Below are 13912 nucleotides of genomic sequence, written 5' to 3'. Positions count from 1 at the left end.
AAGCCCACGCGGCGGCACCGGCATCCCGAGCCAGCATCCCGAGCCGGCATCCTGAGACGACGAAAGCCGGCGACCACCCGAGGGTGATCGCCGGCTTTCTCGCGTCTGGAATCCGCGCTTCAGCGCCCGGGGTACGCGCGCTCGGGCGAGCCGACGTACAGCTGCTGCGGGCGGCCGATCTTGGTCTGCGGGTCGAGATTCAGCTCGCGCCACTGCGCCAGCCAGCCGGGCAGACGCCCGATCGCGAACAGCACGGTGAACATGCGGGTCGGGAAGCCCATCGCCTTGTAGATCACGCCGGTGTAGAAGTCGACGTTCGGGTACAGGCGACGCTCCTTGAAGTAGTCGTCCGCGAGGGCGATCTCCTCGAGCTCCTTGGCCAGGTCGAGCAGCGGGTCGCTGACGCCCAGCGAGGCGAGCACCTCGTCGGCCGCCTCCTTGACGAGCTTGGCGCGCGGGTCGTAGTTCTTGTAGACCCGGTGGCCGAAGCCCATCAGCTTGACCCCCTCCTCCTTATTCTTCACCCGCTCGACGAAGCGCTGCACGCTCTGACCCGACTCGCGGATCTGACCGAGCATGGTGAGCACGGCCTCGTTCGCGCCGCCGTGCAGCGGACCCGAGAGGGCCTGGATGCCGGCCGAGACCGAGGCGAACTGGTTCGCACCGGTCGAACCGACCAGGCGCACCGTGGAGGTGGAGGCGTTCTGCTCGTGGTCCTCGTGCAGGATCAGCAGCAGCTCGAGCGCCTTCGACATGACCGGGTTGACCTCGTACTGCTCCGACAGCACGCCGAAGTTCAGCTTGAGGAAGTTGTCGACGAAGCTCAGCGAGTTGTCGGGGTAAAGGAAGGCCTGGCCGACGCTCTTCTTGTGCGCGTAGGCGGCGATGACCGGCAGCTTCGCGAGCATGCGCACCATGTTCAGCTCGACGTGCTCGGGGTTGTTCGGGTCGGTCTGGCCCTCGTAGTAGGTCGAGAGCGCCGCGACTGCCGAGGAGAGCACCGACATCGGGTGCGCGGTGTGCGGCAGGGCCGAGAAGAAGTGCTTGAGATCCTCGTGCAGCAGCGTGTGGCGGCGGATTCGCTCATCGAAGTCGGCCAGCTCGTCAGCCGTGGGCAGCTCACCGTAGATGAGCAGCCAGGCGACCTCGAGGTACGTGCAGTTCTTCGCGATCTGCTCGATCGGGTAGCCGCGGTAGCGCAGGATGCCCTTGTCACCATCGATGAATGTGATCGCCGACTTCGTCGACGCGGTGTTCACGAATCCGTAGTCCAGCCCGGTGTAACCGGTCTGCCGGGTCAGCGTGGAGAAGTCGATGCTCCCCACTCCGCTGGTCGATGGCAGCAGAGGGAACTCCGCGGTCGTGTCACCGATCGAGAGAGTCGCCTTGTCGGGCTGAGCTGCGCTCACGCCAACCTCCTGCTGCGTCTGTGTCGTGGTGGACGATGTGCGGCGCCGAGGGCGCCTGCCGCTGACCGGCCGTATCGCCTTTACAGCCTAGCGGCGCATCCGGCCTACTGTGACATCCGCCAAGAGATGGCGGGTTCGGCTCACGATCCCGACAAATCTCAGGCGCCGGATGCCGTCAGCCGCTCCGCCGCCTGCGCCACGCGCTCCAGCGGAGCGGTGAGCGAGAGGCGCACGTGATCGGCCGAGTGGTCGCCGTAGAAGTGGCCGGGACCGGCCAGGATGCCGAGGTCGGCGAGCCGTCCCATCGATTCCCAGGCATCGCGCCCCTCGGTCGCCCACAGGTACAGCCCGGCTTCGGAGCCGTCGATGCGGAAGCCGGCCGCCTTCAGCGCCGGTGCCAGCAGGGCGCGCCGCTGCCGGTACAGCTCCTTCTGCACGGCGACATGCTCGTCGTCGCGCAGAGCGACGGCCATGGCGTGCTGCACGGGCAGCGGCGGCATGAGCCCCAGGTGCTTGCGGGCGGTGAGCAGGTCGCCGATGATGCGCGAGCAGCCAGCCACCAGAGCAGCCCGGTAGCCGGCCAGGTTCGACTGCTTGCTGAGCGAGTAGACGCTGAGCAGCCCCGACCGGGTGCCGCCGGTCACGCGCGGGTCGAGCACCGACGGGATCGGCTCGGTGGCCCAGGATCCCTCCCAGCCGAGTTCGGCGTAGCACTCGTCGCCGGCGAGCACGGCACCGAGCTCGCGCGCCCTGCGCACGGCCGCGGCCAGCTCGTCGACGTTCCAGGTGCGCCCGTCGGGGTTGCCGGGGCTGTTGATCCAGATGAGCTTGGCACCCTCCGGCCACTCGGCCGGGTCGTCGGCGGCGACCGGCGTCGCACCCGCGACCGTCGCACCGACGGCGTAGGTGGGATACGCCACCCGAGGATGCACGACGATGTCGCCGGGGCCGAGGCCGAGCAGCAGGGGCAGCAGCGCGACGAGCTCCTTCGACCCGATGGTCGGCAGCACGTTCGCGGTGGTGAGGTCGGGAACGCCGCGGCGTCGCGCGTACCAGTCGACGATCGCCTCCCGCAGCGCGGGGGTTCCCACGGTCTGCGGGTAGGCGTGCGCGTCGGTGGCCTCGGCGAGCGCCGCGCGGATCACCTCGGGCGTGGGATCGACGGGCGAGCCGATCGACAGGTCGACCAGGCCGTCCGGATGCGCTGTGGCACGCGCGCGGTACGGCTCGACCTCATCCCACGGGTAGTTCGCGAGGTCGCGGACTCCCACTCACTCCCCCTGCGGGGGAAGCGCGGCCACGAGCGGATGGTCGAAGGGCAGCACGCCGGTCTTGGCCGCACCACCCGGCGAGCCGAGCTCGTCGAAGAACTCGACGTTGGCCTTGTAATAGTCGGCCCATTCCTCGGGCAGGTCGTCTTCGTAGTAGATCGCCTCGACCGGGCACACGGGCTCGCAGGCGCCGCAGTCCACGCATTCGTCGGGGTGAATGTACAGCATCCGCTCACCCTCGTAGATGCAGTCCACGGGACATTCGTCGACGCAGGCGCGGTCCTTGACGTCGACGCAGGGAAGGGCGATCACATACGTCACCCCTCCAGTCTACGACGCGGTGGAGTCCCGGGTCCGCCCATCGTGCGACGGCGGCGCCAGTGCGCGCAGCCGTGAGAAGTCCGGCCAGGCCACGACGAGCACGACGATGGCCGCAGCCACGTACATCCATACGTTGCCGAGCGGCGTGTCGGGTACGACGACCGATCCACCGGGACCGCGCTGGGAGATCAGCAGGATGAGCGCCATCATGCCCGCGCCGGCGGCGAGTGCCGCCCACCGGTCGCCGGTGAGGGCGCGCAGCGCGGTGAGCAGTGCGGCACAGGCGATCGCACCCACGATGAGGCCGACGGGCACCGGCCCCAGAGCGAAGCTGTGCGCGATCGTCGCGGCGACGCCGTAGACGGCGCCGACCAGAAAGGCCGCCAGCCAGGACAGCACGCGGGTGATCACGTTTCGCACCGGCTCAGCCTAGCCGTCCGACCTTTCAAACAGCCCAGCCGACCAGGCGCAGCAGCGCAGCCACAGCGGCAGCCGCGATGACCACGACGAGGAACGACTGACGCATCCAGAGCAGCCCGGCAGCGACCAGAACCGCAGGCACACGCGCGTCGATGACGACGGCCTGACCCGCGCCGAGCGACTGCACGGCGACCAGCGCGCCCAGCAGGGCGACCGTCAGCAGGTCCGAGATCCGCGCGGAGCGCGGAGCCTCCAGCAGCCGCGCCGGGATCAGGTAACCGAAGGCCTTCAGCGCCACGCAGATGCACGCGGCCAGCAGGACCGCACTCCACACGCTCATGAGTGCTCGCCCCTCGTCACGTCCGACGTGACCGCGTCCGGCTTCACGGCATCCGGATGCTGAGGCGCCGTCGGCGCCTCAGCCCTGCCGAGCCAGTTGAACCAGCCGACCACGACCGCCACGATGGCGGCCACCAGCACCGGAAGCCCCGGCATGAGCACGGGCGTGAGCGAGGCGGCGACGACGGCTGCAGCGACGCCGACCGCGATCGCCTGCCGCTGGCGCAGCCGCGGCCACAGCAGGGCGAGGAAGGCGGCTGCGGCAGCGGCATCCAGACCCCACGACTTCGGATCGCCCAGCACGTCGCCCAGCAGCGCGCCTGCGAGGGTCATGAGGTTCCAGCCGACGAAGACGCCGATGCCGGTGATCCAGAAGCCGAGCCGGCGCAGCGGCGCCTCCTGCTGGGAGATGGCCACGGCGGTCGACTCGTCGATGGTCACCTGCGCGGCCGCCGCCCGGCGCCAGAAGCCGCCCCCGACGATCGGCGACATCCGCATGCCGTAGGCGACGTTGCGCACGCCGAGCAGCGCGGCCGAGGCGACGGCGGAGGGCAGCGCGGCCAGTCCGCCGGCGCCGAAGACGCCGATGAAGGCGAACTGCGAGCCGCCGGTGAACATGAGCAGGCTCAGCACGCTGGTCTGCCAGACATCCAGGCCGGATGCCACGGCCAGCGCGCCGAACGAGATGCCGTAGGCACTCGTGGCGATCGCCACGCCGAGGCCTTCACGCCAGACCTCGCCCGTCGGTGCGCGCTCGACCCCGACCGGAACTGTTCGGTTCACTGAACGCATGACCATCATTCTGAACACTTCGCGTCCGGTCGTCAAGTCGAACGATCGTTTGCAATACTGAACGACATGGATCTGCGCGAACGCATCGCCCACTCGCTCCGACGCGAGCGCGAGTCAGCCGGGATCTCGGTCTCAGAGCTCGCCCGGCGCGCGAGTGTGTCGAAGGCGACCGTCTCCCAGCTCGAGAGCGGCTCGGGCAACCCCAGCGTCGAGACGCTCTGGGCGATCGGCGACGCGCTGGGCGTGCCCTTCGCCACGCTCGTGGACGAGCGCACGACCGAGCCGCGCCTGATCCGCGTCGGCGATCACGCGGGGGTGCCCTCTGCGGCATCCCCGTATCTGGCGACCCTGCTGTCGGCGGCTGCGCCGGGGACTCGGCGCGACATCTATCTCATCCAGGCAGAGCCTGGTGAACCGCGGCGCTCCCTCCCCCACCACCCCGGTACGACCGAGCACGTCGTGCTCGTCACCGGCGAGGCGCTGATCGGGCCCGCCGAGCATCCGGAGCTGCTGCATCCGGGCGACTACCTCTCCTACCCCGGAGACGCACCGCACGTCTTCGAGGCGAAGACCGCCGGCACCAGTGCCGTGCTCGTCAGCGAACTGCGCTGACGAGCACGGCAGGGATCTGTGCAGGCCGGCCGCTGTCTCAGTACCAGTTCACGGCCTGCGAGTGCGACCACGCCGCACACGGCGTGCCGTAGGCGCGCTTGATGTAGTCCAGACCCCACGAGATCTGGGTCGCGGCGTTCGTGCGCCAGTCCGCACCCGCGGTGGCCATCTTGCTGCCGGGCAGCGACTGCGGGATGCCGGTGGCGCCGCTGCCGCTGTTGTACGCCTGGTAGTTCCAGCCCGACTCCTTGGTCCACAGCGATGCGAGGCACGAGAACTGCCCCTCGCCCCAGCCGTAGCGGTCGGATGCCATCCGGCGAGCAGTCGCCTTGGCGCCGTCGACGGTGTTCGCAGCGGCGAGAGCGGCGGCCGCACGGCGCTTCTCCTCGGCGGCCTTCTCGGCCGCGATGCGGGCCTTCTCGGCGGCGATGCGAGCCTCTTCGGCCTCCTTCGCTGCGGTCAGCCCGTTCTGCAGGGCGACGGTCTCGCGCTGCGCGATGACGGTGCGGCGCACGACGTCGTCGGTGCGATCGGCGAGCTCATCGGCCGTGAGCTCCCCGCGGTCGGCGAGGTCGGCCACATCCTTCTTCAGATCCGCGATATCCACGGCGGCCAGCGCGTCCGTTCCGGGGATCTCGGATGCGGCGACGATCTCGTTCAGCGACACGGCGTTGCGCAGTGCGATCCGCCCGTCGTGCTCGGTCACCGACGCCTTGCGCAGGTCGGCATCCGTCGGGGCGGCGAGGGCGGGGGCGGCGAGGAGGCCGGTGGCCGCGACAGCGGCGAGCACGAGTCCTGCGGCGATGCCGATGGCAGGGCGACGCAGCACGGAGCGGGCGGGCGCCACCGCGGCGCGCCGGGACGCACGGGTGTCAGGGGTATCAGACATGGAGGGGTTCGACTTTCGGGTCGTCGTCGGCCCGGACCCGCTTCGGGGCTGCTCATCGGGAGCGCGTTTCCCGGGCACGAGGATCGATTCTCACCCGCCGATCTGGACGGAACCCGCCGCGGACCTGGATATTGCGTGGACTGTTCCCGGGAATGCCGTGCCGATCCTCCCATGAGGATGTGTTATGCGTTCGTTACTTCCCCCACCCGCCGAAACCCCTCGTGAATGCCGAGACCCCCTCGTAGTGACGCGACCCACGAGGGGTCTGGGCACTGCGAGGGGGTCTCGGCGAAAGGCGGATGCCGTCAGGCGTTCGCGTCCTGGCGCTTCAGGCGCGAGGCCTCGCGGCCGCGCGTGGTCTGGTCGAGGATCACCTTGCGGATGCGGACGGCATCCGGGGTCACCTCGACGCACTCGTCCTCGCGGGCGAACTCGAGCGACTCCTCCAGGGAGAGGATGCGCGGCGGCGTCATCGACTCGAAGGTGTCGGCGGTGGAGGAGCGCATGTTGGTGAGCTTCTTCTCCTTGGTGATGTTCACGTCCATGTCGTCGGCACGGGAGTTCTCGCCGATCACCATGCCCTCGTAGACCTCTTCGGTCGGCTTGACGAAGAACGACATGCGCTCCTGCAGGGCGATCATGGCGAACGGCGTGACGACGCCCGACCGGTCGGCGACGATCGAGCCGTTCTGGCGGGCGACGATCGAGCCCGCCCAGACGTCGTAGCCGTGCGAGATGGCGTTGGCGATGCCGGTGCCGCGGGTGATCGAGAGGAACTCGGTGCGGAAGCCGATCAGGCCGCGCGAAGGCACGATGAACTCCATCCGGATCCAGCCCGTGCCGTGGTTGATCATGTTGTCCATGCGGCCGCGGCGGTTCGCCATGAGCTGGGTCACGGCGCCGAGGTGCTCCTCGGGCACGTCGATCGTGAGGTGCTCGTAGGGCTCGTGCACCTTGCCGTCCTCGCCCTTGCGGGTGACGACCTGCGGCTTGCCGACGGTGAGCTCGAAGCCCTCACGACGCATGTTCTCGACGAGGATGGCCAGCTGCAGCTCGCCGCGGCCCTGCACCTCCCACGCGTCGGGGCGGCCGATCTCGTTCACGCGCAGCGACACGTTGCCGATCAGCTCGCGGTCGAGGCGGTCCTTCACCATGCGGGCGGTGAGCTTGTGGCCCTTGACCTTGCCGACCAGCGGCGAGGTGTTGGTGCCGATCGTCATCGAGATCGACGGCTCGTCGACCGTGATCTGCGGCAGCGGGCGGACATCCTCGGGGTCGGCGATCGTCTCGCCGATCATGATGTCGGCGAAACCGGCGATCACGGCGATGTCACCGGGGCCGGCAGACTCGGCCGGGTAGCGCTCGAGCGCCTTGGTCATCAGCAGCTCGGTGATGCGCGCATTCTGGGTGGTGCCGTCCTGACGCACCCAGGCGACGGTCTGGCCCTTCTTCAGGGTGCCGTTGAAGACGCGCAGCAGCGCGAGACGGCCGAGGAAGGCCGAGGAGTCGAGGTTGGTGACCCACGCCTGCAGCGGCGCCTCGTCGTCGTACGACGGAGCGGGCACGTGCTCAAGGATCGCCTCGAACAGCGGCTCGAGGTCGTCGTTGTCGGGCAGCTCGCCGTTGGCGGGACGGTTGCGGGATGCCGCACCGGCACGGCCGGACGCGTAGACGACGGGAACGTCGAGCAGGGCGTCGACGTCGAGGTCGGGCACGTCGTCCTGCAGGTCGCTGGCGAGACCCAGCAGCAGGTCGTGCGCCTCTTCCTCGACCTCGGCGATGCGGGCGTCGCCGCGGTCGGTCTTGTTGACCAGCAGAATGACGGGGAGCTTGGCCTCGAGAGCCTTGCGCAACACGAAGCGCGTCTGCGGCAGCGGGCCCTCGGACGAGTCGACGAGCAACACGACGCCGTCGACCATCGACAGCGCACGCTCGACCTCGCCACCGAAGTCGGCGTGGCCGGGGGTGTCCACGACGTTGATCGTCACCGGGACGTCGGTGTGCTTGCCGTTGTACGTGATCGCCGTGTTCTTGGCGAGGATCGTGATGCCCTTCTCACGCTCGAGGTCGTTCGAGTCCATCGCACGCTCTTCGACATGCGCGTGCTCGCCGAACGAGCCGGTCTGACGAAGCATGGCGTCGACGAGGGTGGTCTTGCCGTGGTCGACGTGGGCGACGATTGCGACGTTTCGGAGGTCAGAGCGGAGGGCGTGCGCCATTCAAGTGTCCTAAGAGGAGGTTGGGATGCGCCGGGATGCCGACGTTCCAGGATAACGTATGGCCGCGTGGCGTGTCTGGGAGCACGGCTACGATCGGTCAGGTGACCCTTCCCGAACGCGTCGTGCCGCCCGCAGGGCGGACGCGACTGTGGTGGGAGATCGCCATCGTCCTGGCGCTGGGCGTGGGCCAGTCGGCGATCTACTCGATCGTGCAGCTGGCCTACCGGCTCACCGATGAGACTCCGCTCGCCGAGCAGACCGCGACGCTGAATCCGTCACGCAGCGACCGCGAGGTGTTCGACCTCATATACCAGCTGCTCTCGCTCGGCTTCGCCGTGGTGCCCGTGCTGCTGGTGTGCTTCCTGCTCTGGCGCACCCAGCGTCCGCACCTCTCCGCGCTCGGCCTGGACGGCCGCGGCTACGGGCGGGATGCCGGCTGGGGTGCGGTGCTCGTGCTCGCCATCGGCATCCCGGGGCTCGGGCTGTATCTGCTGGGACGTGCGCTGGGCTGGTTCGTCGCCGTCAACCCGGCGGGGCTCGACGCGCACTGGTGGACGGTGCCGATCCTGCTGCTCTCGGCCGCCCGGGCCTCGCTGCAGGAGGAGTTCATCGTGCTCGGCTACCTGTTCGCGCGGCTGCGGCACCTCGGCTGGGGTCCGTGGCCGATCATCGTCGCGACCAGCGTGCTGCGCGCGACGTATCACCTGTACCAGGGACCGGGCGCGTTCCTGGGCAACCTGGCGATGGGGCTGCTGTTCGGGTGGCTCTTCGCGCGCACGGGGCGGCTGATGCCCTTCCTGGTCGCACACTTCTTCATTGACGCCGCGGCGTTCGTGGGGTACCCGTGGGCGGCGGGGACCTGGCCGGCCCTGTTCGGCCTGCCGGGGTGAGTCCGTCAACCTTGTGAGCCGGCCCGGTCGGTGAAACGGTCGGTCCGGTGAGCCGGTCGGCCCGTTGAGCCGGCCGGCCGGCGGGTATGAACCCACCGGCCGGAAGGAACGGATCAGTCGAACAATTCGCTCAGCCAGTTCTCACGCTTGCGACGCTGCGGCCGGTGGCCGCGGTCGTCGTCATAACGCGGACGTTCGTCGTAGCGGCGCTCGTCATGGCGCTGCTCGTCGTACCGCTGCTGCTGGGCAGGCGGTGCGAACCGGTCTGCGGCGGGGTACACCTGCGGCTGCGGGGCGGATGCCGAGCGTTCGATGATCTTGTCGAGTTCACCTCGGTCGAGCCAGACTCCACGGCACTGCGGGCAGTAGTCGATCTCGATGCCGCTGCGCTCGCTCATGACCAGGGTGGAACCATCTGCGGGACACTTCATGGTGCGAGCCAACCAGAGCGGACTGTGAATCCGCTCCTCGGCCAGAGGCAGGCGTGACCGATCAGGCCCAGACGATCAGGCGTCCTCACTCAGGCGTAGGCGATCATCACCGCCGCGACCGTCCACACGACGACCGCCAGCAGCGCGACCAGCGCGGGCACATCCCAGCCGCGACGCACCGGCCCATCGGCACCCGCCGCGCCGGCGGCATCCGCCTTCGCGCGCCGCAGGGCGGCGACGGTGTCGTCTGCCTGGCCGCCGGCATCCTCCAGGGTGCGCCCGGGACCCAGCCGCTGGGGCCGCATCCGCGCAGGGCCACCGAAGCAGGTCACGGTGGTGCCGTCATCGAGGGTGATCTCGACCTGCCAGCGCATGACGATGCGCTCGACCCGCGCCCACGGCGCGAAGGTGCGCCGCAGCGCGTTCTGCACGAGGACCCCGTCGGGCCGCACCTCGATGTGCGAGGCCACGCCGATCGCATACACCGCCCAGAGCACCAGCAGCAGCCACGGTGCCAGCAGCAGCGCCTGGCCGAGGCCGGCGCGGATCACGGCATCCCCGAGCAGCACGATCGCGAGCACCGCGCACAGCACGAACAGGGCCACCGCTCCCCGGCTGCGGAGCCGGGGAGCGGTGTGACCGGAGGATCCGGGATGCTGCGCCATCACGAGCGCTCCGTCAGCGCCCTGCGCCACCGAGCGGCAGCGCGGCACCTGGGATCGCGTCGAGCAGACGGCGCGTGTACTCCTCCTGCGGGCTCTCGAAGATGGCATCCACCGTGCCCTGCTCGACGATGCGACCCTGCTCCATGACGCAGACCAGGTCGGCCGCGACGCGCACCACCGCGAGGTCGTGCGTGATGAACAGGTAGGTCAGCCCCAGGTCGCTCTGCAGGTCGGCGAGCAGGTGCAGGATCTGGTCCTGCACGAGCACGTCGAGCGCCGAGACCGCCTCGTCGAGCACGACGATGTCGGGCTTGAGCGCCAGCGCCCTGGCGATGGCCACGCGCTGACGCTGGCCGCCGGACAGCTCGTTCGGGTAGCGCCACGCGAGTTCACGCGGCAGCGCCACCTGATCGAGCAGCTCGAGCGACCGCTTGTGCTGCTCGTCGCGGGTGCCGATGCCGTGCACGTGCAGCGGCTCGGAGATGAGGTTGCCGATGCTGCGCAGCGGATCCAGCGACCCGTACGGGTCCTGGAACACCGGCTGCATCCGGCGCCGCAGCTTGAAGATCTCACCACGCGACATGGTGCTGGTGGAGTGCCCGTCGATGAGGATCTCACCGTCGGTGGGCTTCTCGAGCTGCAGCAGCATCTTCGCCACGGTCGACTTGCCCGACCCGGATTCCCCCACCAGTGCGAGCGTCTTGCCGCGCGGGATCGAGAACGACACGTGATCCACGGCGCGGAAGTGCTCGTGACGCAGTCCGCCGGTGCGGATCGAGTAGTCCTTGACGAGCTCGCGCACCTCGACGACGGCGGGCGGCGTCTCGCCGACCTCCTCGTGCTCATTCACCTGAGCCCCCGTGCCGATGCGCTGGGAGGCCAGGCTGGGCGCCGCGGCGACCAGCCGCTGGGTGTACGGGTGGCGGGGGTTGGTGAGGATCTCGTCGCTGCGACCCGCCTCGACGATCTCGCCCTGGTTCATCACGATGATCCGGTCGGCGCGCTCGGCGGCCAGGCCCAGGTCGTGCGTGATGAGCAGCACCGAGGTGCCCCGCTCGGCCGTCAGCTCGGACAGGTGGTCGAGGATGACCCGCTGCACGGTGACGTCGAGCGCGCTGGTCGGCTCGTCGGCGATCAGCAGCTTCGGGTCGGCCGCGAGGCCGATTCCGATCAGGGCGCGCTGGCGCATGCCTCCCGAGAACTGGTGCGGGAACTGGTGCATGCGGCGTGCGGCGTCGCTGAGCCCCGCCTGCATGAGCACCTCGACCGCGCGGTCGTGGATCTGCCTGCGGCCATGGGCCAGCCCGTTCGCACGCACCGCCTCCTTGACCTGGAAGCCGATCGACCACACCGGGTTGAGGTTCGACATCGGGTCCTGCGGGACGTAGCCGATGTCACGGCCGCGGATCCGCTCCATGTCGCCACGGCTCGCCTTGGCGAGATCCTTGCCGTCGAGCAGGATGCTGCCGTCGGTGACGGTGCCCGTGCCCGGCAGCAGGTCGATGATCGCCGCGACGGTCGTCGACTTGCCGGAGCCGGACTCGCCGACGATCGCCACCGTCTCGCCGGGGAACACGTCGAAGCTGACGCCGTGCAGCACCTCGCGGGACTTCTTGCCGCTGCGGAACGCGACCTTCAGGTCGCGCACGCTGAGAAGGGGCTCGTTCATCGCTGTGCCCTCGCCTTCGGGTCGACGGCGTCGCGCAGCAGCTCTCCGAGCGTGACGAAAGCCAGCACGGTGATGGTCAGAGCCAGCGACGGCCAGAACAGCGCCATCGGCGCGGTGCGGATGTTGGTCTGCGCCTGGCTGATGTCCAGGCCCCACGACATGGTGCCGCTGCCCAGGCCGACGCCGAGGAACGACAGCGTCGCCTCGGCGACGATCGCACCGGCGAGAGCCAGCGTGGCGACGACGATGACCGGTGCCATGGCGTTGGGCATCACGTGCACGAGCAGCGTCTTGAAGCGCGACATGCCCACGGCCTCTGCACCCATGACGAAGTCGGACTGCTTCACGCGCAGCACTTCGGCGCGCATGATGCGCGCTGTCGATGCCCACGCGAACCCGCCGATCGCAAAGGCGAGCACCAGCTCGTTGCGCTCGGGCAGCACCGACATCACGACGATGCCCGCGATGATGTAGGGGATCGTGAAGAAGATGTCTCCGACGCGCGAGAGCACGGAGTCGAGCCATCCGCCGTAGTAGCCGGCGAAGGCACCCATCACGATGCCGATGATGGTGCTGATCAGCGTGGCCAGCACGCCCACGATGATCGAGGTGCGGGTGCCCCAGATGATGCGGGAGTACACGTCGCAGCCCTGCCGGGTGAACCCGAGCGGGTGGCCCGACTCGGGCCCGCCGTTGCTGTCGGCCAGCTGGCACCCGCTGTTGGGTGCGACCTGGGTGAACAGCCCGGGCACGAGGGCGACGATGAGCACCAGCAGCACGAAGGCCGTCGAGATCCAGAACAGCGGGCGACTGCGCAGATCGCGCCAGGCGTCCAGCCACAGATTGCTGCGCTTGGCTTCGATGCGCACCACGTCGACCGGCACCGATGTGGTGTCGACGGGAGCGACGAAGTGCTCCACGTTGCGGTCAGGTCGTGACATAGCGGATCCTCGGGTCGAGCAGGCCGTAGATCAGGTCCACGACGATGTTGATGAGCACGTACAGCACGACGAACACGGTCACGAACGACACCACCGTCGGGTTCTCACCGCGGATGATCGCCTGATAGAGCGTGTTGCCGACGCCGGGCACGTTGAAGATGCCCTCGGTCACGGTCGCGCCGACCATGAGTACGCCGAACACGGTGCCGAGGTCGGTGACCATCGGGATGAGCGAGTTGCGCAGCACGTGCACGGGGATGACGCGGCTGCGCGACAGGCCCTTGCTGTAGGCGGTGCGCACCCAGTCCTGGCCGAGCGTCTCGATCGTCGAGGCGCGGGTGAGCCGCATGCTGGTGGCGTACACGCTGAATCCGAGCACCCAGGCCGGAAGCCAGAGGTCGTTCCAGTCGTTCTTGCCTCCGACCGTGGGCCGGAACCACCCCCATTGCACCCCGAGGAAGTACTGCGCGAGGAACGCGAGCACGAAGATGGGCACGGCGATGAAGACCAGAGCGAGCACGAGCATCGAGTTGTCGAAGATGCCGCCCTTGCCGAGCGCCGAGAACAGCCCGATGACGATGGACAGCACGAAGGCGATGCCGACCGACATGACGGCCAGGCGCAGCGTCACCGGGAACGTCCGCGCGAGGATGTCGCTCACGGCCTGTCCCGAGAAGCTCGTACCGAAGTCGAGCCGGAAGATGCCGGCGATGTAGTAGAAGTACTGCACGACGAACGGCTCGTCGAGGTGGTACTCGGCGCGCAGCCGCTCGAGCAGCGCGGGGTTCGGCTGTCGATCGCCGAACAGGGCCGCGATGGGGTCGCCCGGCATCGCGAAGACCATGAAGTAGATCAGCAGGGTGGCGCCGAAGAACACCGGAATCGCCTGCAGGATCCGTCTGAGGATGTAAAAGGCCACCCTCGACCTCCCTTCGGGTATGAGTGCGGGTCGCGCGACTCAAGGCAGAGAACTGCGGCATCCTCGACGGCGGGTCACCGGCGGATGCCGCGACGGCGGACGTCGGGGCGGTGGCAGCGGCCACC

At 69.1% G+C, this 13912-nt stretch carries 15 protein-coding genes; 2 read left to right on the top strand and 13 right to left on the bottom strand.

All coding sequences use genetic code 11. The annotated features are described in order from the left end of the window. Positions 1 to 119 precede the first annotated feature (119 nt). From H7694_RS04915 to H7694_RS04890, 6 genes are all read right to left on the bottom strand, one after another. Positions 120 to 1409 (bottom strand): citrate synthase, encoded by a 1290-nt coding sequence (locus H7694_RS04915; protein WP_193598428.1) that lies wholly within the window; start codon positions 1407 to 1409, stop codon positions 120 to 122. Positions 1410 to 1567: 158 nt separating this feature from the next. Further along, positions 1568 to 2680 (bottom strand): succinyldiaminopimelate transaminase, encoded by a 1113-nt coding sequence (dapC, locus tag H7694_RS04910; protein WP_193598427.1) that lies wholly within the window; start codon positions 2678 to 2680, stop codon positions 1568 to 1570. Next, the gene (fdxA, locus tag H7694_RS04905; protein WP_193598426.1) at positions 2681 to 3001 is read right to left on the bottom strand and encodes a ferredoxin; all 321 of its coding nucleotides are present in this window, start codon (positions 2999 to 3001) and stop codon (positions 2681 to 2683) included. It lies immediately after the preceding gene. Positions 3002 to 3010: 9 nt separating this feature from the next. Beyond that, positions 3011 to 3421: a histidinol dehydrogenase gene (locus tag H7694_RS04900; RefSeq protein WP_227468296.1), complete on the bottom strand. Its 411-nt coding sequence runs from the start codon at positions 3419 to 3421 to the stop codon at positions 3011 to 3013. Between the two features lie 25 nt (positions 3422 to 3446). Continuing rightward, positions 3447 to 3761 (bottom strand): AzlD domain-containing protein, encoded by a 315-nt coding sequence (locus H7694_RS04895; protein ID WP_193598425.1) that lies wholly within the window; start codon positions 3759 to 3761, stop codon positions 3447 to 3449. After that, on the bottom strand, positions 3758 to 4552 hold the full coding sequence (locus H7694_RS04890) for an AzlC family ABC transporter permease (RefSeq protein WP_193598424.1): 795 nt from the start codon (positions 4550 to 4552) through the stop codon (positions 3758 to 3760). Before H7694_RS04890 ends, H7694_RS04895 begins: the two co-directional genes overlap by 4 nt. Before the next feature lie 66 nt (positions 4553 to 4618). Between H7694_RS04890 and H7694_RS04885 the strand changes: the two genes are divergently transcribed. Next, positions 4619 to 5164, top strand: coding sequence for a helix-turn-helix domain-containing protein (locus H7694_RS04885; protein ID WP_193598423.1), 546 nt, complete (start codon positions 4619 to 4621; stop codon positions 5162 to 5164). 37 nt (positions 5165 to 5201) lie between these two features. On the opposite strand, the gene H7694_RS04880 is transcribed toward H7694_RS04885, so the two are convergent. Both H7694_RS04880 and typA read right to left on the bottom strand, forming a co-directional pair. Then, on the bottom strand, positions 5202 to 6053 hold the full coding sequence (locus H7694_RS04880; protein WP_193598422.1) for a phospholipase: 852 nt from the start codon (positions 6051 to 6053) through the stop codon (positions 5202 to 5204). Between the two features lie 305 nt (positions 6054 to 6358). Further along, positions 6359 to 8272, bottom strand: coding sequence for a translational GTPase TypA (gene typA / locus H7694_RS04875; protein ID WP_193598421.1), 1914 nt, complete (start codon positions 8270 to 8272; stop codon positions 6359 to 6361). A 101-nt stretch (positions 8273 to 8373) separates the two neighbouring features. Between typA and H7694_RS04870 the strand changes: the two genes are divergently transcribed. Next, the gene (locus H7694_RS04870; RefSeq protein ID WP_227468295.1) at positions 8374 to 9162 is read left to right on the top strand and encodes a CPBP family intramembrane glutamic endopeptidase; all 789 of its coding nucleotides are present in this window, start codon (positions 8374 to 8376) and stop codon (positions 9160 to 9162) included. A gap of 113 nt (positions 9163 to 9275) precedes the next feature. On the opposite strand, the gene H7694_RS04865 is transcribed toward H7694_RS04870, so the two are convergent. From H7694_RS04865 to H7694_RS04845, 5 genes are all read right to left on the bottom strand, one after another. Continuing rightward, a complete protein-coding gene (locus H7694_RS04865) occupies positions 9276 to 9593 on the bottom strand; it encodes a zf-TFIIB domain-containing protein (protein WP_193598419.1) in 318 nt (105 codons plus the stop codon). An 89-nt stretch (positions 9594 to 9682) separates the two neighbouring features. Beyond that, the gene (locus tag H7694_RS04860; protein WP_227468294.1) at positions 9683 to 10258 is read right to left on the bottom strand and encodes a PH domain-containing protein; all 576 of its coding nucleotides are present in this window, start codon (positions 10256 to 10258) and stop codon (positions 9683 to 9685) included. A gap of 13 nt (positions 10259 to 10271) precedes the next feature. Then, entirely contained in the window at positions 10272 to 11927 is a 1656-nt protein-coding gene (locus H7694_RS04855) for a dipeptide ABC transporter ATP-binding protein (RefSeq protein WP_193598418.1), read from the bottom strand. Continuing rightward, positions 11924 to 12868 carry an ABC transporter permease gene (locus H7694_RS04850; protein ID WP_193598417.1) on the bottom strand — a complete coding sequence of 315 codons (945 nt, stop codon included), beginning with the start codon at positions 12866 to 12868 and terminating at the stop codon, positions 11924 to 11926. The genes H7694_RS04855 and H7694_RS04850 overlap by 4 nt, the downstream gene beginning before the upstream one ends. Beyond that, positions 12855 to 13787, bottom strand: coding sequence for an ABC transporter permease (locus H7694_RS04845; RefSeq protein WP_193598416.1), 933 nt, complete (start codon positions 13785 to 13787; stop codon positions 12855 to 12857). The genes H7694_RS04850 and H7694_RS04845 overlap by 14 nt, the downstream gene beginning before the upstream one ends. Positions 13788 to 13912: the final 125 nt, after the last annotated feature.

The sequence above is a fragment of the Microbacterium sp. YJN-G genome (assembly GCF_015040615.1).
Lineage (GTDB): Bacteria > Actinomycetota > Actinomycetes > Actinomycetales > Microbacteriaceae > Microbacterium.
This window is presented reverse-complemented; position numbering and strand designations above follow the sequence as displayed.